We start from the raw sequence: 23,452 nt of genomic DNA on the forward strand, positions 1-23,452 counted from the left end.
TTTTATTTTATATTAATCTTGTGGGGGAGCGATCACCCACAATTTCCTGCCTTCATTATTGGGTTTGAATCTAAGCACCCTAACTTATAATAAGAGGTAACAGATTATTGTTACCTCTTATTATTATATTAAATATAAAAAAAACCGACCTCTATTTTGGTCGGCTCCTAGATAGGAAAATTAGGAAAATATTGCGCGGAAGGCATGTAAAGCGCAAGAAAAACAACAAAATGTCAATATCAAAGCTCTAGCAATTTACAAAAGGTTTAAAACTTCACTTCCTGCTAATAAATAAGCACCAGCACCATAATCCATATTATGTTCAAACTTCACGTCACGAGGGTTAAATGCTGGAAGTTGAACCCAACCTATCATGCCATTGTCATGAATACAGGTTTGTAATGCCGACCATGCTTTATTTAAAGCAGGAAAATAAATTTCATTCTCTAATACTCCCTGATTAATTCCCCATGCTAGTCCATAACAAAATAGTGCTGTTGCTGAACTTTCTGGTGCAGGAAAATTATCAGGATCGAGTAAACTTGTTCGCCAAAAACCATCTTCATGTTGATAATCTAGAATGGATGTCGCTAATTCTTTAAACAGTGCGATATAACGCTCACGACCATGATAATCATCAGGCATATATTGAAGAATGCGAGGTATTGAAGCTAAAACCCAGCCAATGCCACGGCTCCAAAAAACTTTTTCACCATTGGCTTCACGTAATTCATTTCCTTGACCATCAGGAATATAACGATGATCGCGAAAAATAAGCCCTGTTTCAGGATCACGCAAATGGTCTATCGCATCCCAATAAGCTGTGTGCATATAATCTAAATAACGTCGCTCATGGGTAATTTCAGCAAGTGCAGCAAATCCCGGAGGTGCCATAAAGAGCGCATCACACCACCACCAATCCTCACGACCAAGTTTTGGCTCATTAAGCATAATATCAAACGCTTTGATTGTTGGTTCAACCACTTCAAATTGTTCGAAAAGTGGACTGATAGCTAGATAAGCTTGTGCACAAACATGATCATCTGCAAAACGTGCGTTGGGACCTGTTCTAAATCCAGTATGTAAAGTGTAATTCAGCACACCATTGAGATACTCTTCATCTTGTGTTACTTGCCATGCTGCACTAACACAACTCCATAAAACACCACGTTCCCAATCGGTATCTTTAATAAAACGGGTTTTACCACTACGGCGACGAACACTGCGAACTTGATTAGCCGATTGATAACGATACACTCGCTTCATGTTTTGTAATACAAGCCCTCTTTGCAAAGTATCTGTATTAGCGTGTTCCATCCTATTTCTCCATAAAATTAACGAGCTAACCAACCACCATCAACCGCAATGGTATACCCAGTAACATAATCGCTCGCTTTGGATGCTAAGAAAATTGCTGGGCCTGCAACATCTTCGGAAGTTCCCCATCGTCCTGCTGGAATACGTTCTAAAATAGCTGCATTACGTGCTTCATCAGCACGAAGCGCGCTAGTGTTATCTGTTGCCATATAACCCGGAGCAATTGCATTAACATTAATATTGTATTGAGATAATTCCGTTGCCAATGCACGGGTTAACCCCATAACTGCGGATTTACTTGCTGTGTAGGAAGGAACTCGAATACCGCCTTGATAAGAGAGCATAGAAGCAATATTAATTATCTTTCCACCTTCACCTTGTTTCACAAATTGGCGAGCTACTTTTTGGGATAAAAAAAACAATGTTTTCTGATTAATATCAATCACATCGTCCCAATCTTTTTCACTAAATTCTAATAGATCTTCTCGACGAATAATCCCTGCATTATTCACCAAAATATCAATACGCCCCATAACAGAAACGGCTTCATCTACCAGCGCTTGTAACCCATCTTGTTTCATTAAATTTTGTGTAATGTAATGAAAACGACGACCCAAAGCCTCTACTTGCTGGCGAGTTTCAGGTGCATCTTGAATACCCACACCCACAATATCTGCACCCGCTTTGGCTAAACCAATAGCCATACCTTGACCTAAACCTGTATTACAACCTGTAACAATAGCAATCTTGCCATTTAAATCGAATAAATTCATAGCGGTAACCTCTCAGGTGTGGCTTTATTGCCACACCTTTTTTATTAGTAGGGTAAGAAGAAAATGTGACTATTTATGGTTACTTCAGATCTTTCATTGCCACATGATCCATATCGTGGAAGACCTGATTTTCACCAACCATTCCCCAAATAAAGGTATAAGATGCAGAGCCCACACCTGAGTGAATTGACCAGCTAGGACTGATAACAGCTTGTTCATTGCGAACAACCAAATGACGAGTTTCCGTTGGTTCTCCCATATAATGGAATACTACGTTGTCATCTTTCATATCAAAATAGAGGTACACTTCCATGCGACGCTCATGAGTATGGCATGGCATGGTATTCCATAAACTACCTGGCTCAAGCATCGTCATGCCCATTGATAATTGACAGGTTGGTAACACTGAAGGGTGTAAGAATTTATAGATAGTACGAACGTTACAGTTTTCTGTATTACCAATTTTTTCTGGTGATGCTTGTTGTTGCGTTATTTTGCGTGTTGGATAAGTATGATGAGCCGGCGCACAGTTCATATAAAAACGAGCCGGAGTTTCCATATTATCACTCATAAATTCAACACTTTTAGCGCCCATTCCGATATAAATGGCTTCACGAGAACCAATATCAAACACTTCACCATCAACAACTACTTTACCAGCGCCACCAATATTAATGGCACCTAGCTCACGTCGTTCTAAAAAGAAATCAACGCCTAAGGCTTTACCCGCCATTAATGCTAAAGGCTGCGTTGTAGGAACAATACCGCCAACAATAATACGGTCTATATGGCTATAAGTGAGATTCATTTCCCCTTCACAGAATAGGTTCTCTATCAGGAACTCCTTGCGAAGTCCTTCTGTATCAAGCCTTTTAGCATGTTCACTATGAATTGGCTGACGAATTTCCATTATAAATACCTCATTTTTACTGATGGGTGCATAACTGAAAAGCTATACATTTTCCCCGGATACAGAGTAAATATGATTTCCTCTGATGAATGTATCGGTGAGATGAAAACATTCATCCACCACAGCAAAGCTGGCTTGTTGCCCTACTTTGATATAACCCAATTTATCGCCGATACCGAGATACTCCGCAGGGATCGCAGTCGCCATTTGTACAGCTTCCCACTCAGGTATGTGCGCAAGTTTCACCATATTTCGCAATGCACTATCTAAGCTACAGGTACTCCCAGCCAAAGAGCCATCGGCTGTTTTAGCTTGACCTTGAGTAACACTCACTGTTTGTGCACCTAGCGTATAATCACCATCAGGCAATCCCCCGGCACGCATGCAATCTGTAATTAAAGCGAGTTGTTGATAACCTTTCATGCGATACGCTAATTGCATCATCACGGGATGAACGTGAATGCCATCGGCAATCAATTCCGCTAATACATTGTGATATAACACTGCACCACAACATCCCGGTTCACGGTGATGAAGCCCCGTCATACCGTTATACAAATGCACACCACAATCAGCACCATGCAAAAACGCATCTGAAGTTTGCTCGTAAGTTGCCGCTGTATGCGCCACACTTGGCTTAATACCTCGATTGACCAACCAATCAATCGCATCTATTGAACCTTGTGCTTCTGGCGCAACAGCGACACGCAATAATGTGTCACCTGCACTTTCGAGCAGTGTTTCTAACTCTGATATTGTCGGTGCTTTAAGATATTTCACAGGATGAGAGCCGCGATGACGCTCAGTAAAATAAGGCCCTTCCAAAAAGCTCCCAAGTAACAACGCACCGGATGTTTGTGGCTTTGATAAGAACTCACGTACTTGTGATAATGCGAGGCGAATATCATCTATAGGTGCAGTAACCGTTGTACCAACCCACGCAACAACACCTGTTTTCACTAAAGCATCAGCAATGGTTTGCAACCCTTGTTCAGTCGCATCCATGACATCCGCACCTTCACGACCATGAATATGGATATCCACAAAACCGGGTAATAATGATTTCCCTTTTAGTCGAATAATGGGGCAATCTGTTGGTGCTTGCGAGGTGATCGATTCAATGACATCGCCCCTAACACAGACATAATAGAGATAACGAATTCCTTCAGGCGTAAACGTTCTATCTGCCAAAATCGCATATCGCTGACTCATAAGCCGTCTTCTTCATCAGCATTATTACTGTCTATTTGTGCTAATTGCTCACGAATATCTTGAATACTGTCTTGACCTATTTCGCGTAATGTTTGCACTAACTCTGATGTTGAACACCCTTCTCGTTCAAAAGCTGCATTAACAATCATCGGTAAATTCACACCCGCTAATACCTCAACAGCAGGGTTTTGCATCATAATGGCCATTGCTCGATTACAAGGGGTTCCACCGGGTAAATCTGTTAAGAACAGATATTGCTGACATGACATTGAGTTAATCGCCTCACGCATTTTTTCTTCAAGTTCATCAGGAGAAATTGACTCAACAAAATCGATAAATGCGATATCGTCTTGCTCGCCAGCAATCGCTTTTACGGCTGATGCCATACCAGAAGCAAAATTAAGATGTCCTGAAACAATAAGACCTATCATGAGTGACTCCTTGCGGGCAGCAGAAGACCCTCCTGCCCGTTTATAGCAAGTTAATAATGTATTTCGATTGACAATAACGACGGTGGTAAAGGCTCTCTGTTATAAGAATCCTAATACGTGGCCGACAACGCCAAATGCAAGAGTTGAGAAAATTAATACCGGAGGTTTACCCCAAAAACCGGTGCTTTTTACCATTTTGTACATCAGGAAAACTAAGCACAGAGGCAATAAATTCGGCATGATTTTGTCAAAGAGCGCGCTTTGCAATTCGACCACCTTTCCTCCCAGCTCTAACGAGGCGGTGGTTTGCACCTTGATAAAGGTCGCGGAGAGCGCCCCAATAACAAAGATCCCCATAATATTGGCGGCTTTGGCTAGTTTTTCAGTGGCATCACTCATATTGACCATCGCGGCGGTTCCCGCGCGATACCCCATAAACATCAGCCCGAAATACACTAAAAAGTGCACTATTTGATATAAAAAGAAGAAAACAAAAGGTCCCGCAATCGAACCTTCCATTGCAATGGATGCACCCAATGCTAATGTCAGTGGCATTAAGGTCATATGATCGATAGCATCGCCAATGCCTCCTGTTGGCCCCATTCCTGCAACTTTCATCACGTTAACAGTTGATGGTTTTTCTTTGTTTTCTTCCATTGCAACGGCTGTACCTAATAAAAAGGTAAACAGTTTAGGACTGGCATTAAAGAATTGCAGATGGTTTTTCAGTGATGTTGCATAATCGCGTTTATTATTCCCATGGATCTTCTTTAATGCTGGAATAATTGAGAAGGCAAATCCACCACCTTGCATACGTTCAAAGTTAAAGTTACCTTCCATAAATAACCCTCGGAACGCACACTTCCAAAGATCACCTTTAGTGATAACTTTTCTGACCGTAGTATCTTGGTACTCATCAATACCATCAATCAAAGAACCCGTTTCTGGTTTATCCTGTGTTTTCAATGCAGTGCTGTTATCAGATACCATCTTCGAAATCCTCATTTTGCTGACTTGTATTTTTGTTGTTACCACTAAAGAAGAAGTAGAGTGCAGCAGCTGATGCGCCTAAAATAGCAACCGCCATAATTGGGAGTTTTAAATAAGTTGTCATGACGAAACCAATAAAGAACACACCTGCAACTTCTTTTGACCACATGATTTTCAACAACATTGCAAAACCAATAGCCGGAACCATCTTCGCACCAATACCGAGGCCTTCAAGCAACACTTTCGGGGTATTATCATCAATCCACTGAGCTGCATGTTCACCGAAATAGACCGTTACGAAGGCAACTAATGCATAGAGTAATGAACGTACTATAATCGTGATAATCAGTAACCGAGACACACCACCCGCATCGGCTCTTTCTGCGTATCTATCGGCTTTTCCCATAGTGAACGCCGTCATTGCAAAGAAGCCAATCACCAACATTTGCATTAACACAGCAATTGGCATACCAATACCCATAGCAACTTCAGGTGATTGATTTGTCATTACCGCAAAAGCAACCGCAGCAATAGTGCCTAAAGTTACATCTGGTGGCTGAGCACCGGCGTTAGGAACAAGCCCTAACCAAGCAAGTTCTAATGTTGCGCCTGCAATCAATCCAACCTGCATATCGCCCATAATCAGGCCGACAACAGGTCCTGTAATTAATGGACGATGGATATTTAATGCAACGTCATACTTATCTATACCGCAAAAGAAGGCCCATAAAGCCACTAAAGAAGCTTCAAAAATCATAAATAATCCTCAAACCTGCTAATGCAGGTTCTTTTTACTCAGAAATTTATCAAGCAGATGCGAGTGTTAATACATCAACAGGTGTCTGATCGGGAGTGTTTTGAATTGTGCAAGTTACCCCATTTGCAACAAGGCGTTTAAACGCATCAATATCGGTTTCATCAACGGATACTGTTTTTGCAATTTGACGTTTTCCTTCATGAAAATGCATATTGCCAACATTACAGTGAGTAATGGGCACACCACCGTCCACTAAACGGGCAACATCTTTTGGGTTATTACACAACACAAAAATTTTCTGACGAGGTGATGCTTTGCTAATAACATCAATGGTTTTTTGAATAGAGAAGAAGCGAACAGCATATTCGCCCCCTGCTGATGCTTTCATTCCAGCTTGCATGAATGCGGCATTTGGGCCTTCTGCTGCGTCATCATTAGCCACTAAAATCAGGTTTGCTTCTGTATGTTTTCCCCATGTAATGCGGATTTGACCATGGAGTAAACGTTCGTCAATGCGGGTCCAGACAATATTCGGTGTGTTCATGATTAGCTCTCTTATTATATTTTATTAATTTAAAGCAGACTGTGTGTCGTCTTTTTTGTATGAGAACGGATAAATAGTGACGCCTTGTACAACGCGGTTGATTTCTCCTGTTGGAGACGGGTTATCAGGCGTATTCCCTAGTGCAATGGAACTGTGAAATGCGAATGATTGCGCCAACATCAAGTAAGGGAACAATAGCGCCACATCTGAACAGTTCTCTAACGCAGGAATATAAACAAAACTCTCTGGCGAAAAAGCTTTATCATTTCGTGCGGTGATCGCGATCACCTTGCCTGATGCATTATCGTGAATAACCTCTCGTAATAAGTCAGTCTCGTATTGACGAGTGTAAGGATCATTTGAGAAGAACATCACCACTAAAGTTTCTTTATTTACAATAGACTTAGGTCCATGTCGAAAGCCTAATGGAGTATCAAAACTCGCTACCACCTTACCGGCTGTAAGCTCTAACATTTTCAGCGCAGCTTCTTGCGCTAAACCTTGCAATCCACCGCTTCCTAAATAAATAACCCGTTTAAACTTACCCGCGTATTTATCTCGAATAATTTGATTCGCTTTATTAAACTGCGCTTTATAGTGACTAAAAAAAGGTGCGATAGAATCACTAAAGACGTTATCTCCTAAAAAAATAGTCACTGCAGCCATCATCATGGATGAAAAGCTAGAGGTCATCGCTAAAGAACGGTCATTGGATTCTTCAGGCATCAACAATGCCAATGCACTACTGTTGTTTTGGCAATACTGATAAAGCTTGCCATTTGCATTACATGTCAGCACTAAGTGATGACACTGAGATAGACATGCAGTCGCAATATCTAACGCTGCCACACTTTCAGGACTATTCCCTGAGCGCGCAAAAGAGATTAATAACGTTGGGATGTCTTCTGCTAAATATTCTTGTGGATCAGCCACTAAGTCGGTTGTTGCAATCGCATCTACTCGGCGTTTTGTATGACCACTTAAAATAGGGGCTAATGCTTTTCCAGCAAATGCGGATGTACCTGCACCTGTTAAAATAATTCGCGCATGAGGCTCTGCGAGCGCTTTATCTAAAAAAGCTTCAATATCAGCACGTTTCTCTTTTACTGATTCCCACGTTTTCTTCCAACATTCTGGTTGTTGCTCAATTTCTTTCGCAGTCCAAAATGCATTCAGTTGCTCTAATTTAGCGGTCTGATAGCTTAAATATTCCATGGTTTCCCTCAATTAATGGACATAGCACGCATCGGCATACACCGATAACACATCACGAATTTTCGCAATAACAAAAGATTCAGGGGAGCCGTCAATCATGCCTTCTCTAAATTGGGTAAATTGATAAGGGAGGTATTGGCTTAGTAACGGCAATGGAATTGGTTTAACGGATAAGTTATCCATTAGCGTATCGATAGCAGCATTAATTTCAGCATCAGGCCAGTAATAACGGATACGATCACTAAAACTATACACTCGAGCAAAGGCTTGTTGTCGCTCATCACCGTGATAATATTTTTGCCAAAATCCAGGCTCACGGCACATCAGTTGTTCCATTTTTTCACGCAATTTAGAACACTGTTCTTGAGGGAATAATGTTTCTTCAATGGCGCAAAGTGCATATAATCCTTCGCGCATTGCAAAGGTTAATGCGGGTCCTACTTTTAAAATGGCAAAATGATCATGAACGAGTTGTTTATAAGCCGCTTGGGTTTGATAGTCCGTAGAATGGGCTTCAAAAACTAGATGAGAATAATCGTTCACGACTTGGCTTAATGATTGTGCTTCTTCGGATTGGTAATCAATAATCCCTGTATGATCGAACTCAACGCCGGGTTGAACCACCAAACCAATAACACGTTCCCAACAATCACCTACACCAGCATGTTGAAAAGCTTGGCGATGGCATTCTAAGGTTTTACGTGCAGCATCAGGTGAAGTAACTTCAACAGTATCAAGCTCTTCAGCGGCACCGCCCGGCACTGGCACTTCGGTACCAACCACATAGACAATATCACTATAACCAAAAGTCTCTTTTGCTGTCTGTTCTGCAATAACAGCAAGACGTGCAGCACGGGATGCCACAATTTCATCAGTTAAAGGAACAGGATCGTCAGCACAAGACATACTGCAATCAAGGTGGATTTTTTTGAAACCAGCGACAACATAATGTGCAATCAACACATCTGCATTCGCCATCGCTTCTTCAGCGTTTAGATGCTGCCAACGATTAGGCCCTAAATGGTCACCACCAAGAATAAGTTTCTCGATAGAAAAACCGACATTTTCAGCCTGTTCGATAACATATTGGTAGAAGTCAGCGGGAGTCATTCCCGTATAACCACCAAACTGATCAACCTGATTAGAGGTGGCTTCAATTAGCAGAAAGGAATCATTATCCAGCGCTTGTAATAGAGCTGCTTCTATTACTAAAGGATGGGCAGAACAAACAGAATAAATACCATTCTGTTTGCCTGATTTGTGTTGCTGAACAATCTTTTCTAAAGGATGCATTAAATACTAACTCCATAATCAACACCGGCGGTGTTGCTAATGGAGTTAGCAAATTACGATGCCTTATCGTCGACGATAATCACTTCGATTTTGTGATCTTTCAGTTCCTGAATATATTCTTCAGGGATACCTGAGTCGGTCACTAATATATCAATATCACCAAATTCTCTGATCATATGACAGCTGCGTTTACTGAATTTCGTAGAATCTGCAACCGCAATAATCGTTTCTGAGATATCACACATTAAACGGTTAAGGCTGGCTTCCTGTTCATTGTGTGTAGTAATACCAACACGTAAATCGAATCCGTCAACACCTAGAAAAACCTTATCAAAACGGTAATTTCTAAGACTATTTTCAGCTTGTGAGCCTGAAAAAGACAACGCACTTTTTCGCAATACACCACCGGTCATTAATACTTCCACACCTGAGGTATTTGCTAACTCCATTGCGACATCCAGACCGTTAGTCATGACCACTACATTTTCGCGCGACTTTAAATGTGTCGCGATTTCGCGAGTAGTTGTCCCCGAGTCAAGAATGACGGTGTCTCCATCCTTTATCAGCGTTGCGGCAGCTTTCCCGATTAATGTTTTTATGCCCGCGTTTTGTCCACGTTTTTCGTGGATACTCAATTCGGCAATAAATCCTGTGTTAGGAATTGCTGCACCATGAGAGCGAACGATATAACCATTTTTCTCAAGAAAACTTAGATCGCTGCGGATAGTGACACTTGAGACTTTAAATAATTCAGCGAGATCTTCGACTCTGGCTTTACCTTGCTGGTTTACCATATCGAGGATTTCCATACGCCTCTCAACTGCCGCTTTCACTTTCGTCTCCTTACGAAACCAAAAGACTTTCTTTCGATTGGTTTCGAATGTAGTTTACTACGCCAATTTTAACCGACAATGCAAAAAAACAAAACTTTTGATCTCTTTCACAAAGTTTCGATTCATCATCGAATGCTTACGATTATTTTCGTGTCATTTCAATGATAGCCTTCAGGCCATCAGTTTCCAATAAATAAAATGATATAACGCAACACTATACTTATGATTACACCACATACAACTAGGTAAAACACAATAATATAGATTTAATTTCGTCTTATCTCACAAGATACAGATTAAAACTTCATGACATTCATTTATTTTCGAAAAACAAATCAAAATAAATAGCTCAAATAGTCAATAGAATATGAAATAGTATCGAATCGAAAGTATTTTCATCGAAAATAACAGTATTTAACTTTCGAAAAAATCTTTCATTTGCTTTCGTTATTTCGTATTTGTGATTTTAATCTCTTTTGTTTTGATAAATTTTACGTAATGTAACAGGATAAAAAAGAAACTCAGGAAATGACTAATGGCATTAAATCAACCTGCTTATTTTCATATGATGGCAAAACCTACAAGCTACCACTGTAATATTAAGTGTGAATACTGCTTTTATCTGGAAAAAGAAAATATTTTTCCAGATGAAAAAAAAGAGACAGGCCATACCGTAATGCCAGATGGTGTGCTTCGTCGTTATATTAAAGATTATATTCAATCACACAGTGGTGATCAGGTTGATTTTTCTTGGCAAGGTGGAGAGCCAACACTTGCAGGATTGGCTTTCTTTGAGCAAGTTGTCAAATACCAAAAACAATTTGCTAACGGTAAGACAATTACAAATAGTGTACAAACCAATGCAATTGCCATTAATCGCCAATGGGCACAATTCTTTGCTGATAATCATTTTCTATTAGGCGTTTCAATTGATGGTATTGAAGCTGTTCACGATAAATATCGTATTTCTGTCAACGGAAGCCCTACTTTTGAACGAGTAAAACGTGCAATTAAATTACTCAATGAATATGGCGTCGAATTTAATACACTCACTGTCGTTAATGACCAAAACTGGAATAAAGGAAAAGAAACTTATCAAGCCTTAAAAGAATTAGGTTCCACTTTCTTTCAATTTATTCCCATTGTCGAAGTCGATAGACGCTTTCCTCATACTCATGGAGGACATTATGCACCAGGCCCTAATGCACAATTAGCGCCGTTTTCTGTTCCAGCAGAAGGGTATGGACAATTTATGGCTGAAGTATTTGATGAATGGGTACGGCAAGGCGATATCGGGAAAATATATATCCGCTTATTTGATAGTTTATTAGGCACATGGATGGGATATCCTGCATCAACCTGTATTCAATCTAAAACCTGTGGTCAAGCATTGATCATTGAAGCCAATGGCGATGTTTACTCTTGCGATCACTATGTCTATCCCGCCAATAATTTGGGCAATATTCATCAAAACAGCCTTGCTCATATAGTCACATCAAAACAGCAACAGCGCTTTGGCCAAAATAAATATGATAAACAAACAAGCCTTTGCAAACAGTGTGAAGTGCAAAGCTTATGTTATGGCGGTTGCCCTAAACATCGCATTATTGCTATTGAAGGCGAAAAACATCGCCATAACTACCTATGTCGCTCTTATAAAAAAATATTTCACCATACCGCGATAGGCATGCAATTAATGCAACAAGCTATTTCACGTGGGGGCATTGCTAGTGATGCACTTCCTGCGATGAAAAAAAACTACTTAAAGTAACTCTTTTTATTTTATCTTGTTTATTCTGGAGACAATCCGTGATCTTACCTTCTGTTAAAAAAAGCTTACTCGCTGGGCTGATTGCTACGTCATGTTTAAGTATTCCAATCACTGCCAATGCAGGTGGTACACCTGAAAAGCCGAATATTTTGCTGATAGTGATGGATGATTTAGGTACAGGGCAACTTGATTTTGTACTGGATACCTTAAATGCCGATGAATTAGCACAAAGACCAACACCGTCGCGTTATGAAGGCGATATCAATAAGATGGTTGAAGCTGCACGCATTGCAATGCCAAATGTCAGTCAAATGGCTGCAAATGGTGCCAAAATGACCAATGCATTTGTTGCTCATCCTGTTTGTGGACCATCTCGAGCTGGTATTTTTACGGGGCGTTCTCCTGCAAGCTTTGGTACTTATAGCAATGATGATGCTATTTTAGGTATTCCTAAAGATATAAAACTATTGCCTTCACTTTTTCAAGAAAATGGCTATGCCACAGCCAGTATTGGAAAATGGCACAATGCAAAAGTGATCCACAAACCGAAAATTAATGAAAGTAAGCAAACTCGTGATTATCACGACAACATGATCTCAACACCAGAAGTAGGTTACGCGCCCCATGAACGAGGTTTTGATTATGACTTTAGCTATTACGCATCGGGTGTGGCTTTATGGAATTCGCCTGCATTTTGGCGTAATGGTGTCAATGTTCCCGCGCCAGGTTATACCACGCATCTGTTAACGGATGAGACCTTAAAATTTATTGATGAGCACAAAGATAAACCATTCTTTATTAATCTCTCCTATAGCGTTCCTCATATTCCGTTAGAACAAGCCTCACCCGCTAAATATATGGAGAAATTTGATACTGGCAATGTTGAAGCAGATAAATACTTTGCTGCCTTAAATGCAGCCGATGAAGGCATTGGTCAAATAATTGCAAAATTAAAAGCAAATGGTGAATTAGAAAATACACTTATCTTTTTCTTATCCGACAATGGCGCAGTTAATGAATCACCAATGCCAATGAATGCAATGGATAGAGGCTTTAAAGGACAAATGTTTAATGGTGGGGTCAGAGTGCCTTTTATTGCTTATCAACCTGGCACTATTCCAGCTGGTACAAAAAGTGATGAGATGATCTCCGCACTTGATATTTTACCGACTGCGCTACAAACAGCAGGTATTGCTATTCCTGACAATCTAAATATTGAAGGGAAAAACATCATGCCTTTACTCAAAGGTGAAACAACAAAATCCCCTCACAACTATCTTTATTGGGCAGGTCCTGGCACTAAACATTACAGTGAAGAAAACCAAGAGTTTTGGCACGGATATCACCAATGGATAACCTATCAACGTAAAACACCACCTATAAATCCTAATTTAGAAAAACTCTCTAAAGGTGCTTGGGCTGTGCGTGATGGTGAATGGGCACTCTATTTTTATGATGACGGGAAAAATCAGCCTCAACTTTTTAACGATAAAAACGATCCGGCTGAATCAATCGATCTTGCTAAACAAAATCCACAAAAAGTGACAGAGCTAAAAAATGCGTATTACCAGTGGATCAAAGATAAGCCAAAGCCCGTTCTTTGGGGACAAGATCACTATCAAATATTAGTGGATTCTGCAAAACCTTAATATTCAACTTCCGTTTTGTTTCGCAAGGATGCGTCTTTTTTCTGAGATACGAAAATGGCTATTAAAATTGCATCTTCAGTACGTCCAAAACTCCCTTATGAGCACCCAAACGTAGAAATCTATCAACGCTTATTTAAGGAAAATATTATTCGACGATTAGTCAGAAAATCAGCTTATCGTCGCTATGATAAAACGATCACTCACTTTTTTAATGATGAAAATCAGTCACTTTTCTCTTTATGTGAAATGTTGACACAGTATGTCACTCAGGCTTTTCATCATTATCAAGTCTGGGGTTACTCCCATGCTTATTATCCCGGCAGTCCTGGACAACAAACCGCCAGAACAGATGCCCTTGAAGGAGTGAGTCGAGTTCTTCCTTTATTGGCGGCATGGATTGTCAGTAGCAAAAAAAGCACCTTAATGGGATTAAATCAGCAAGTATTTAATTTACCATTAATGATCAAACAAAGTTTTATTCATGGCACTGATCCGCTTCATAAAGGCTATTGGGGAAAACTTGAAAATTACGATCAAAGAATTTGTGAGGCAGCGGATTTAGCGCTCACTCTCTGGATAAGCCGTGAATGGGTTTGGGATACATTAACACCTGCTACACAACAACAAATTATTGTTTGGTTTGAACAAGTTAATCACTGTGAAATTGTTGATAATAATTGGCATTTTTTCCCTCTTACCGTCCAGTTTGTGATTAAAGCACTCACAGGAAAAGACACGATTACCCATTGGCGTTATGAACGATTAAAAGAATTTTATGTTGGTAATGGATGGTTTCGTGATGGTGCAAAAGGTAATTATGATTACTACAATGCGTGGGGTTTTTACTATTCACTGTATTGGTTAGCACAAATTGACCCTCAATTCGATACGGCATTTATTACTCAATCACTTAACACCTTTAATCAACATTACCTTTATTTTATGACCCCAAAAGGTATTCCTTTTTTTGGTCGTAGCGCCTGCTACCGCCTTGCGGTTTCTGTGCCATTATTAGCGGGTGTCGATTTACATTGCCCTTCAGTCAAAGTAGGCGAGGCAAAACGCGCCTTTGAAAGTAGCCTACGTTATTTTATTTCTCAAGGCGCATTAAAAAACGGTGCGCCAACTCAAGGCTTATTTAATCACGATCCCCGTTTAGTTGATAACTACAGCGGTCCTGCTAGTAGTTTTTGGTCATTACGTGCCGTCATTATCGCGCTTTATTGTGCCGATCGAATCAATTTATGGCAAACACCTTCACTTCCTTTACCCATAGAAAAAGATAACTTTCGTTTCGAAATTCCTGCAATTCAAGCTTTAGTAACTGGAGTGAAAGCAACGCAAGAGGTAACCATCATTTTTTGCGAAGATTATACGACTCAGCAAACCCCATTAACTCGCCGTTTAGAAAACCAAACCTTAGCACAAAAAGTCGCAGAAACCGTGATAGGACAGTCTAGACGACCGAAAAATAATTTATTACGCAAAGGGATCACCAGTTATAGCTCGAAAATGGCACATTTTTTCTAATCACCTTTCATTTGCTTTCAGTGCGAAGGGAATAAAAATGTGATTTAGATCTTTTACCTTTCTATTTCTTTCGTTTATTATAATTCGTAATTAAACGAAAGATGAGAGGCAAACATGTATCTGGTTTCTACCCGTAATATGCTCAATAAAGCACAGCGTGAAAATTATGCTGTGCCTGCTTTTAATATTCACAACTTGGAAACTATCCAAGTTGTGATGGAGACGGCTGCTGAAATGGCATCCCCCGTTATTTTAGCAGGTACACCAAGTACGTTTGCTTATGCAGGTAGTGATTATTTGATCTCTATTTGTCAGCAAGCCGCAGAACAATACCGAATTCCCGTTGCACTACATTTAGATCATCATGAAGACATTCCTGATATTTGCCATAAAGTCACTTCAGGCGTGCGATCAGCCATGATCGATGCCTCTCATTTTCATTTTGAAGAAAACATTCGTATCGTCAAAGAAGTTGTTAACTTCTGCCATCATTGGGATTGCACGGTAGAGGCTGAATTAGGTCGCCTTGGTGGACAGGAAGATGATCTTATCGTTGATGCTAAAGATGCCCTATTCACCGATCCTGATTCGGCAGTACAATTTATTAAAGCAACTGGCATTGATTCATTAGCTGTGGCGATCGGCACCGCACATGGCATGTATAAACATGAACCTCATCTTGATTTTGATCGTTTAGAAATTATCCGCCAAAAGACTGATATTCCGTTAGTTCTCCATGGTGCATCGGGGATCCCTGATGATGATGTGCGCCGTTGTATTGATTTAGGTATTTGCAAGGTCAATGTTGCAACTGAACTAAAAATTGCTTTTTCCAACGCGATTAAGCAGTACTTTTTAGATAACCCTGATGCAAGTGATCCTCGCCATTACCTTGTACCGGGCAAAGCCGCAATGAAAGCGGTGGTTGCAGATAAAATTCGTGTCTGTAAAAGTGATGGGAAACTGTGAAAACAAATAAAACTGTCGCCATTATTGGCGAATGTATGATAGAGCTTAGTGGCCAACCATTCTTACCACAACAACAGCGCTTTGGCGGTGATACGCTAAATACAGCACTGTACTTAGCGCGACTTATCCCTACATTACATCCGTACTATATGACAGGTTTAGGCTCTGATACTTACAGTACCTTAATGAAAAAAGCATGGGAAGAAGAAGGAATTAACTGCCAGTCTGTTATTACTATTCCTGAAAAACTTCCCGGCCTATATGCCATTGAAATTGATCCTTGCGGTGAGCGTAGTTTTCACTATTGGCGTAATGATGCGGCCGCACGTTATATTGCAACAGATAGCCGCTTTACAACACATCTCAATGCACTACCTAATAATAGTGTGATTTACCTCAGCGGAATTTCTCTTGCTATTTTAACGCCAAAAGGGAAAGAGTCTCTACTCACACAATTAATCCACCTTAAACAGCGTGGGATCACCTTAATTGTGGATTCAAATTATCGACCTCGTTTATGGGATTCAATACCTCATGCGCAAGAGTGGTTTGAAAAACTGTACAGACTTAGCGATATCGCTTTAGTTACGGGTGATGATGAAAAAATGCTTTGGCAACAACCCATTTTGACAGAACAAAGCATTGCACAACGCCTTCATCAATGGGGTAATCAAAACGTGATTGTTAAACTCGGTGCTCATGGTGCTTTCTGGTCTGATGGCATAGATACGGGCTATATCGCTCCAAAACCGATTGATTCTGTTGTTGATACTACCGCTGCGGGCGACTCGTTTAATGCTGGTTTTATTGCCGCTTGGCTACAAAACAATCACTTACCAACTTGCTGTTTATGGGGAAATACATTAGCTGGGCTCGTTATTCAACATCACGGCGCCATCATCCCTCATAAAGTCACCGATTCATTCTATACATTAATCAAGGATAACCATGACACAGTCAATTGTTGATACACTTTCCTCACTGAAAGTGATCCCCGTGATCCAAATTAATCGCGCTGAAGATGCAATCTGGCTGGGTGAAATTCTAACCCAAAATCAATTACCTGTTGCTGAAATCACTTTTCGTACACCTGTGGCAGCTAAAGCTATTAAGCTAATGCATGAGCATTTTCCTGAGCTTATTTTATGCGCGGGAACAGTATTAACGGCACAACAAGCAGATATGGCAAAAGAAGCAGGAGCAAGCTTCGTCATTTCTCCAGGTTATAACCCAAATACAGTTGATTATTGCCTGAATAATGGAATCGACATTGTGCCGGGAATTAACAATCCAAGCCAGATAGAAGTTGCCCTTGAAAGAGGCCTAACTTTAGTTAAATTCTTCCCAGCAGAAGCCTCTGGCGGTGTAAAAATGCTAAAAGCACTTGCGGCACCTTACGCACAAGTGCAATTTATGCCAACTGGTGGCATTAGCTTAAATAATGTCAATGATTATCTCGCTATTCCACAAGTGGTGGCATGTGGCGGTAGTTGGATTGCAACTACCAAAGCGATTGATAAACAAGATAAGCAAACCATTGTTAATCAGATTCAAAGTATCCATTCATTACTAAATATCAATAAAGGATAAATAAAATGAAACAGGTTGCCGTTTTATTAGCAGACGGGTTCGAAGAAGGTGAAGCCGTTGTTTTTATTGATATCATGCGCCGTCTTGATATTCATGTTGATGTGCTTTCTTGCATGGATACGTTAGTATTAAATACTTATTTTGAAACTAAAATCAGTGCGGATTTTCTATTAACAGAAAAGCTAACACACAATTATGACGCAATAATGATGCCTGGTGGTCCTAAAGGTACCGATCGTTTATGTGCTAACGAACAAGTTATTCAATTTATTAAACGCCATATTGCTGAAGATAAATACATTTGTGCGCTATGCTCTTCTGGGGCAAAAGTATTAGCTGCACATCATCTTCTTGAAGGCCGTAACTACAGTACAGGTGATAAATTGGCTGATAAATATGAAGATGGCAATTATCTTGATCAAGATGTCGTTGTCGATGGAAAATTTATCAGTGCAAAAGGATTAGGTGTAAGTTTTGAATTTGCATTTACTGTAGCTCGCCATTTATTAAGCGACAATACAGAAAAAGTAGACTGGCAAGCTAATCATATTTATTTCAAACACTGGCCGTTAGATTACCTAAAATAGCTAACTTAATTATTATTAACGATATAAAGGGGATTTACTCCCCTTTATATTTTCATTTTTAATAATGATAAATCAGTATACAAAAATTATTTTTGTTTAAATGCATGAGGCTCAGAGTAGTGCCACAATTTATCCCAATACTCTTTAATAAAGGTGCTAACAGCCTCTTCACCTTCAACAAGATAGTTAAATTCTGACAAATATCCTGGGTACATATTATCTGAACCAACAATATACAATTCATCATCGATAATAGTCACTTTTGCATGATTCCCTGGTGCTGGCGCAACTTTAGAATAAATACCACTCGCATTAACCAATGACCAGAACGGATGTCCAATATCACCTTTTTTAGGGGGATCTTCGCTCAGAGGTGCTTCTTTTAGTGTGGCTGTATAAGATGATTCATCTGCATCAGGCCATTTATAAGTTTTACCTTCCGTTTGTAGTGCTTTTGGTACTTTATCGGTAAAAAAGAATGGTGCAATTTTAATACGACGTAGTGCTGACTCACGAATTTTATCGGGATCAGAAATAACAGCATCGGTCTCAATATCATGTGTCAGATAATATTTAAATAATTCAAATGTTCTTTGTGCACCAGAGCCAAATGAATATTGATCGCCATTCGCGCCCGCAGCTGCATCTAATGGTGAAACAACAATTTCAACTTCTAATTCTGGATTTTTTAATAACGCTTCAATGATCCAATGGCAAACTGGGTGATCTTTCCATTTTTTCTTCCATGCGCTCACAACATCTTGCTGAGACATACGAATTTTTTTCTTCGCATTTTTTATAAGGTATTCCTTCATTTTTTCGGAACCTTTCTTATAATCAGTGCGCATATCAGCTCCTTCCCAATATTTTCCTACTGAAAAAATACGGTCAGTTTTAAAAAAGCCTTCATCCGGCGATTTAGCTAAGCTTTCTTCATTTATCTTTTTAATTTCTTTTAGAATACTTTTTTTCGTTAATGGATCGGCAATGTGATAACTTGCTTTTTTAGCAACCCATTTGTTTTTTTTACTATCAAAATATTCTTTTTTAATTAAATCCTTACCCGCATCCCACATATTATTTAAAAATAGCTGTGAATGAAGTGCAGACTCACCAATAACTTTAACTGAAACATCATGAACCGGTGGATAGCTTTTAAAAAGATCCATATTTAAATTATGACCACCAACAAAAGCTTCACTACCATCGACAGCAATAATCTTTGTATGATTCCATGTCATTCGTGTATCTAATTCAGAAATAAAATCTTCTGGTAGCACTTTTTTTTCTAAAGAAACTTTTAAGCCATCAATAATACGATAAAAGCGACCAATCCAAATATCTGGAATACATTCCCAATATTTCCCACGCTCTTTAATCAATTCAATAAGATCTTTTTTCAATGCCAGATATTCAGGTGTTCCACTAAAATAATATTTCACACCGTTTAATAAAACGGTTGGTGTTTGTGCAAATAAAAATCGAATTTGCGTACGTTCTTTACGTCCTTTCTTTTCAGAAAAAGATTTATCAATTGCAGTAAGAATAATTTTACGCCACTCCTCATCAGGAGCATTAAGCGATGAAATATCACAGCGATACAACATTTTATCTAAGATAGATGTAATAGCCTGTTCAAACTCAGCCTCACGTTCTATCGCTTTTGGCATAATTTCTTTACCAAATGGCATTCCCCATACATGAGGAGTATCAAAAATCTTCACATAATTATTTTCTGATGTTTCATTGAAGAAACCTTTTAATTCTGTTTTTAATCCATCAATAAGTTTCATAATATTCCTTTATTTTATATACAGGACAACTATATTATTTAAATAAAAATTTAAATAATTAGATTTTCAATTAAGATAGATAAAATACTTTCATTCCTATAAAAACATTTTTATCAGACATATGAAAACTTGATATAATTTCAAATATTTCTACATAACACTCACTCTCTTTTATCATTAAAAAAACCAACACCTTATATTTTAGGCATTATTAATAATAAAGAAATTATTATTAATAATAGTAATTTAATAATAAACAACTGTTGTTATCAAACTATAAAAATAATTAAATATATATTTATTGGCCTATAAATGACTCCTTATAAATTATTATTTGTTAGCTTAACCTCTTTTATAATTAATATTTAACAGATATAGCTGTATTATTTTTATCAGGAGAAAATATGAGTTTTGCAAATAGAGTTAAATCAAGAAGAGATACCTTAGGGCTTACTAAGACTGACATTACCCAAAGTACCCCCTAATAATAACTAACTCTGTTATTGGGGGAGTTATATCAAAAACAGTTTTATCTGTTTAATGCTTTCGTTATAGATTTTAAGATAAATAATCTTGAATCTTATTATTGTTTAGGCTGTGCCTTCACGTATTTTTTCTTCTGTTTGATAATAATGCCTATGAACACAAAATAGCTAAATATCATGTAATATACTGTCATTATCCTCTATATCCCATCAAGTATCATTATCGGCATACGCATAGTTATCACTCTCTTCAATGTTTTTTCATTACTAATTAATGTCTGACCAATTAGATCCAAAGTGATTTAGCTCATATCTCTTCATGACTTAACTTACATTCTTGTTTCTCCATCCTTAATTACTAACTTAATAAAACTAAAAAAAAGGTTATAATATACAGAGTAAATTATTAAACATATGTTCTATGTACAAATACTGAGTAACGGTGTTCTTTACAACCCATAACAGAATAAAATAAAAAGTTAATCAATAAAGACTATATTATAATTTAAAATTAAAATGATAATAGAAATATAAAACCAATAAAGTATTTACTCATTTTTATTGTTACATTTTATTTTTTAGAGATACCTCTTAAATTCATTAAGATAAATTGATTTATTTAAAATTATTTAATATAAACAACCATACCTTAAGTTAAATTTCTTGGTAGTGAATTTACTTATTATGACCACTCTCAAGAGATCCTTTATTCGTTTTAATACAAGGATTTTATTATGTCAGATAGTTTTCAAAATGAAGTTCCTAAAGCGCGGGTAAATATAAAACTCGACTTACACACAGGTGGTGCACAGAAAAAAGTTGAATTACCTTTAAAACTATTGGCCATTGGTGACTACAGTAACGGAAAAGATAAACGTGTTCTTTCAGAAAGAGAGAAGGTCAATATTAATAAAAATAATTTCAATAGTGTTCTTACTGAATTTTCCCCATCGATCAGTCTTACCGTAAAAAATACATTAACGAATGATGGCAACGAAGAAAATATTAATCTGTCATTTAAAGAAATGGCTGATTTTGAGCCAGAACAAGTTGCTCGCCAAATACCGCAACTTCGCGCCATGCTAGCAATGCGTAATCTCTTGCGTGACTTGAAATCTAACCTCCTCGATAACATCACTTTTCGCCGTGAACTCGAAAATATCCTTAAAGATCCTGCATTAAGTGATGAATTACGCGAAGAACTCTCTCAACTCGCTCCGAAAAAAGATTAATTGGGTTTTATCATTACAGGATTATGCTTATGTCAGTGAATAGCGAAAGTATTTCAAAGAGTACAACAACTGTACTTGATGAACCGACCAATAGCGGTGTTTACGCCTCTCTCTTTGAGAAAATCAATCTCACACCCGTTTCTCAGGTGAGCGATATTAATATCTTCCAAGACAATAGTGCTCTGGCTGATACAACTGCAAATGAACGCGTTACAGTTGCGGTTCAAGTTTTTCTCGATCGGTTGAAATCTTCAGGCCAAAAGGTTGAACGTTTAGATAGAAATCTACTCGATCACCATATTGCAGATTTAGATAGACAAATTAGCGAACAACTTGATGAAGTCATGCATCATGCTGATTTCCAAAAAATAGAATCAGCATGGCGTGGACTAAAATTCTTAGTGGATCGCACTGATTTTCGCCAAAATGTGAAAATCGAATTACTCGATGTAACTAAAGACGATTTACGCCAAGATTTTGAAGATTGCCCTGAAACTATTCAAAGTGGTCTTTATCACCATACTTATATCGAAGAGTATGATACTCCTGGTGGTGAACCTATTGCAGCCATTGTCTCTAATTATGAGTTTGATCGTAGCCCACAAGATATTGCGTTATTACGTAATATTGCAAAAATTTCAGCGTCCGCACATATGCCATTTGTTGGCTCTGTTGGCCCTGCATTTTTTGGTAAAGACTCTATGGAAGAAGTCGCCGCCATAAAAGATATCAGCAACTATTTTGACCGTGCTGAATACATCAAATGGAAATCTTTCCGCGACTCTGACGATGCCCGCTATATTGGCTTAACAATGCCTCGTGTTTTAGGTCGCCTTCCTTATGGCCCAGATACCGTTCCTGTACGTAGTTTTAATTATATTGAAGAAGTAAAAGGCCCAGATCATGAGAAATATTTGTGGACAAATGCAACCTTTGCTTTTGCCGCCAATATGGTGAAAAGCTTCATTAATAACGGTTGGTGTGTTCAAATTCGAGGCCCTCAGGCTGGCGGAGCGGTAAAAGATTTACCTATTCATCTTTATGATTTAGGAACAGGAAGTCAGGTAAAAATTCCATCTGAAGTGATGATCCCTGAAACACGAGAATTTGAGTTTGCTAACCTCGGTTTTATTCCATTGTCTTACTACAAAAACCGCGATTATTCTTGTTTCTTCTCTGCAAATTCTGCGCAGAAACCCGCGATTTATGATACCGCTGATGCAACGGCAAACAGTCGTATCAATGCGCGTTTACCTTATATTTTTCTCCTTTCACGCATCGCACATTATCTGAAATTAATTCAGCGTGAAAATATTGGTACCACGAAAGATCGTCGCTTATTAGAACTCGAATTAAATAATTGGGTTCGTAGCTTAGTCACTGAAATGACTGACCCAAGTGATGATTTACAAGCTTCTCACCCACTTCGTGATGCCAAAGTCGTTGTAGAAGATATTGAAGATAATCCAGGATTTTTCAGAGTGAAACTGTATGCCGTTCCTCACTTCCAAGTAGAAGGAATGGATGTAGATCTCTCGTTAGTATCTCAAATGCCAAAAGCGAAAGCATAA

The 23,452-nt window shown here is 38.7% G+C and carries 21 protein-coding genes; 9 read left to right on the forward strand and 12 right to left on the reverse strand.

The genetic code is table 11. From position 1 onward, the window contains the following. Positions 1-255: 255 nt before the first annotated feature. The 11 genes from ABN217_RS07235 to agaR form a co-directional block, all read right to left on the reverse strand. Positions 256-1,317, reverse strand: coding sequence for a glycoside hydrolase family 88/105 protein (locus tag ABN217_RS07235; protein WP_197268936.1), 1,062 nt, complete (start codon positions 1,315-1,317; stop codon positions 256-258). 17 nt (positions 1,318-1,334) lie between these two features. After that, complete coding sequence (gene kduD / locus ABN217_RS07240) at positions 1,335-2,090, reverse strand: 2-dehydro-3-deoxy-D-gluconate 5-dehydrogenase KduD (protein ID WP_196553968.1); 756 nt, start codon at positions 2,088-2,090, stop codon at positions 1,335-1,337. Positions 2,091-2,169: 79 nt separating this feature from the next. After that, a complete protein-coding gene (kduI, locus tag ABN217_RS07245; protein ID WP_197268934.1) occupies positions 2,170-3,000 on the reverse strand; it encodes a 5-dehydro-4-deoxy-D-glucuronate isomerase in 831 nt (276 codons plus the stop codon). 42 nt (positions 3,001-3,042) lie between these two features. Continuing rightward, positions 3,043-4,212, reverse strand: a complete 1,170-nt coding sequence (nagA, locus tag ABN217_RS07250) for an N-acetylglucosamine-6-phosphate deacetylase (RefSeq protein WP_072069316.1) — start codon at positions 4,210-4,212, stop codon at positions 3,043-3,045. After that, positions 4,209-4,643: a PTS galactosamine/N-acetylgalactosamine transporter subunit IIA gene (gene agaF / locus ABN217_RS07255; protein WP_072069317.1), complete on the reverse strand. Its 435-nt coding sequence runs from the start codon at positions 4,641-4,643 to the stop codon at positions 4,209-4,211. The genes nagA and agaF overlap by 4 nt, the downstream gene beginning before the upstream one ends. Positions 4,644-4,742: 99 nt before the next feature. Continuing rightward, complete coding sequence (locus ABN217_RS07260; protein WP_072069318.1) at positions 4,743-5,633, reverse strand: PTS system mannose/fructose/sorbose family transporter subunit IID; 891 nt, start codon at positions 5,631-5,633, stop codon at positions 4,743-4,745. Beyond that, positions 5,623-6,390, reverse strand: coding sequence for a PTS N-acetylgalactosamine transporter subunit IIC (agaW, locus tag ABN217_RS07265; RefSeq protein WP_069367637.1), 768 nt, complete (start codon positions 6,388-6,390; stop codon positions 5,623-5,625). Before agaW ends, ABN217_RS07260 begins: the two co-directional genes overlap by 11 nt. A 49-nt stretch (positions 6,391-6,439) precedes the next feature. Next, positions 6,440-6,934 carry a PTS N-acetylgalactosamine transporter subunit IIB gene (gene agaV, locus ABN217_RS07270; RefSeq protein ID WP_196553963.1) on the reverse strand — a complete coding sequence of 165 codons (495 nt, stop codon included), beginning with the start codon at positions 6,932-6,934 and terminating at the stop codon, positions 6,440-6,442. Positions 6,935-6,958: 24 nt separating this feature from the next. Next, positions 6,959-8,149: an SIS domain-containing protein gene (locus ABN217_RS07275; protein ID WP_197268933.1), complete on the reverse strand. Its 1,191-nt coding sequence runs from the start codon at positions 8,147-8,149 to the stop codon at positions 6,959-6,961. Positions 8,150-8,161: 12 nt separating this feature from the next. After that, the gene (gene kbaZ / locus ABN217_RS07280) at positions 8,162-9,442 is read right to left on the reverse strand and encodes a tagatose-bisphosphate aldolase subunit KbaZ (RefSeq protein WP_349459257.1); all 1,281 of its coding nucleotides are present in this window, start codon (positions 9,440-9,442) and stop codon (positions 8,162-8,164) included. A 53-nt stretch (positions 9,443-9,495) separates the two neighbouring features. Further along, positions 9,496-10,275 carry a transcriptional repressor AgaR gene (gene agaR / locus ABN217_RS07285; protein ID WP_036912386.1) on the reverse strand — a complete coding sequence of 260 codons (780 nt, stop codon included), beginning with the start codon at positions 10,273-10,275 and terminating at the stop codon, positions 9,496-9,498. Between the two features lie 535 nt (positions 10,276-10,810). Here agaR and ABN217_RS07290 point away from each other — a divergent pair. The 7 genes from ABN217_RS07290 (at position 10,811) to ABN217_RS07320 (ending at position 18,371) form a co-directional block, all read left to right on the forward strand. Further along, positions 10,811-12,046: an anaerobic sulfatase maturase gene (locus tag ABN217_RS07290; RefSeq protein ID WP_349459258.1), complete on the forward strand. Its 1,236-nt coding sequence runs from the start codon at positions 10,811-10,813 to the stop codon at positions 12,044-12,046. Between the two features lie 38 nt (positions 12,047-12,084). After that, positions 12,085-13,695: a sulfatase family protein gene (locus tag ABN217_RS07295; protein WP_349459259.1), complete on the forward strand. Its 1,611-nt coding sequence runs from the start codon at positions 12,085-12,087 to the stop codon at positions 13,693-13,695. A 54-nt stretch (positions 13,696-13,749) separates the two neighbouring features. Next, a complete protein-coding gene (locus ABN217_RS07300; protein ID WP_197268929.1) occupies positions 13,750-15,225 on the forward strand; it encodes a DUF2264 domain-containing protein in 1,476 nt (491 codons plus the stop codon). Positions 15,226-15,339: 114 nt separating this feature from the next. Further along, positions 15,340-16,194 carry a tagatose bisphosphate family class II aldolase gene (locus ABN217_RS07305; RefSeq protein WP_072069325.1) on the forward strand — a complete coding sequence of 285 codons (855 nt, stop codon included), beginning with the start codon at positions 15,340-15,342 and terminating at the stop codon, positions 16,192-16,194. Next, positions 16,191-17,162, forward strand: coding sequence for a PfkB family carbohydrate kinase (locus ABN217_RS07310; RefSeq protein WP_196553958.1), 972 nt, complete (start codon positions 16,191-16,193; stop codon positions 17,160-17,162). The genes ABN217_RS07305 and ABN217_RS07310 overlap by 4 nt, the downstream gene beginning before the upstream one ends. Beyond that, on the forward strand, positions 17,143-17,784 hold the full coding sequence (locus tag ABN217_RS07315) for a bifunctional 4-hydroxy-2-oxoglutarate aldolase/2-dehydro-3-deoxy-phosphogluconate aldolase (protein ID WP_164526564.1): 642 nt from the start codon (positions 17,143-17,145) through the stop codon (positions 17,782-17,784). Before ABN217_RS07310 ends, ABN217_RS07315 begins: the two co-directional genes overlap by 20 nt. A 5-nt stretch (positions 17,785-17,789) precedes the next feature. Next, a complete protein-coding gene (locus ABN217_RS07320; protein WP_072069327.1) occupies positions 17,790-18,371 on the forward strand; it encodes a DJ-1/PfpI family protein in 582 nt (193 codons plus the stop codon). Positions 18,372-18,457: 86 nt separating this feature from the next. Here ABN217_RS07320 and ABN217_RS07325 read toward each other — a convergent pair whose 3' ends face one another. Further along, positions 18,458-20,164, reverse strand: coding sequence for a phospholipase D-like domain-containing protein (locus tag ABN217_RS07325; RefSeq protein ID WP_196553957.1), 1,707 nt, complete (start codon positions 20,162-20,164; stop codon positions 18,458-18,460). Positions 20,165-21,383: 1,219 nt separating this feature from the next. Here ABN217_RS07325 and tssB point away from each other — a divergent pair. Then, complete coding sequence (gene tssB / locus ABN217_RS07330; RefSeq protein WP_072069330.1) at positions 21,384-21,881, forward strand: type VI secretion system contractile sheath small subunit; 498 nt, start codon at positions 21,384-21,386, stop codon at positions 21,879-21,881. A gap of 23 nt (positions 21,882-21,904) precedes the next feature. Next, the gene (tssC, locus tag ABN217_RS07335) at positions 21,905-23,452 is read left to right on the forward strand and encodes a type VI secretion system contractile sheath large subunit (RefSeq protein ID WP_196553956.1); all 1,548 of its coding nucleotides are present in this window, start codon (positions 21,905-21,907) and stop codon (positions 23,450-23,452) included.

Source organism: Proteus sp. fly-1067 (assembly GCF_040139345.1).
GTDB classification, from domain to species: Bacteria; Pseudomonadota; Gammaproteobacteria; order Enterobacterales; family Enterobacteriaceae; genus Proteus; species Proteus vulgaris_B.

Coding starts and splice junctions, on each gene's coding strand:
- kduI (WP_197268934.1), bottom strand. CDS start 3,000: ATGGAAATTCGTCAGCCAATTCATAGTGAACATGCTAAAAGGCTTGAT.
- ABN217_RS07260 (WP_072069318.1), bottom strand. CDS start 5,633: ATGGTATCTGATAACAGCACTGCATTGAAAACACAGGATAAACCAGAA.
- ABN217_RS07235 (WP_197268936.1), bottom strand. CDS start 1,317: ATGGAACACGCTAATACAGATACTTTGCAAAGAGGGCTTGTATTACAA.
- agaF (WP_072069317.1), bottom strand. CDS start 4,643: ATGATAGGTCTTATTGTTTCAGGACATCTTAATTTTGCTTCTGGTATG.
- kduD (WP_196553968.1), bottom strand. CDS start 2,090: ATGAATTTATTCGATTTAAATGGCAAGATTGCTATTGTTACAGGTTGT.
- ABN217_RS07300 (WP_197268929.1), top strand. CDS start 13,750: ATGGCTATTAAAATTGCATCTTCAGTACGTCCAAAACTCCCTTATGAG.
- tssB (WP_072069330.1), top strand. CDS start 21,384: ATGTCAGATAGTTTTCAAAATGAAGTTCCTAAAGCGCGGGTAAATATA.
- agaV (WP_196553963.1), bottom strand. CDS start 6,934: ATGAACACACCGAATATTGTCTGGACCCGCATTGACGAACGTTTACTC.
- ABN217_RS07320 (WP_072069327.1), top strand. CDS start 17,790: ATGAAACAGGTTGCCGTTTTATTAGCAGACGGGTTCGAAGAAGGTGAA.
- nagA (WP_072069316.1), bottom strand. CDS start 4,212: ATGAGTCAGCGATATGCGATTTTGGCAGATAGAACGTTTACGCCTGAA.
- ABN217_RS07290 (WP_349459258.1), top strand. CDS start 10,811: ATGGCATTAAATCAACCTGCTTATTTTCATATGATGGCAAAACCTACA.
- ABN217_RS07305 (WP_072069325.1), top strand. CDS start 15,340: ATGTATCTGGTTTCTACCCGTAATATGCTCAATAAAGCACAGCGTGAA.
- kbaZ (WP_349459257.1), bottom strand. CDS start 9,442: ATGCATCCTTTAGAAAAGATTGTTCAGCAACACAAATCAGGCAAACAG.
- tssC (WP_196553956.1), top strand. CDS start 21,905: ATGCTTATGTCAGTGAATAGCGAAAGTATTTCAAAGAGTACAACAACT.
- agaW (WP_069367637.1), bottom strand. CDS start 6,390: ATGATTTTTGAAGCTTCTTTAGTGGCTTTATGGGCCTTCTTTTGCGGT.
- ABN217_RS07325 (WP_196553957.1), bottom strand. CDS start 20,164: ATGAAACTTATTGATGGATTAAAAACAGAATTAAAAGGTTTCTTCAAT.
- ABN217_RS07275 (WP_197268933.1), bottom strand. CDS start 8,149: ATGGAATATTTAAGCTATCAGACCGCTAAATTAGAGCAACTGAATGCA.
- ABN217_RS07315 (WP_164526564.1), top strand. CDS start 17,143: ATGACACAGTCAATTGTTGATACACTTTCCTCACTGAAAGTGATCCCC.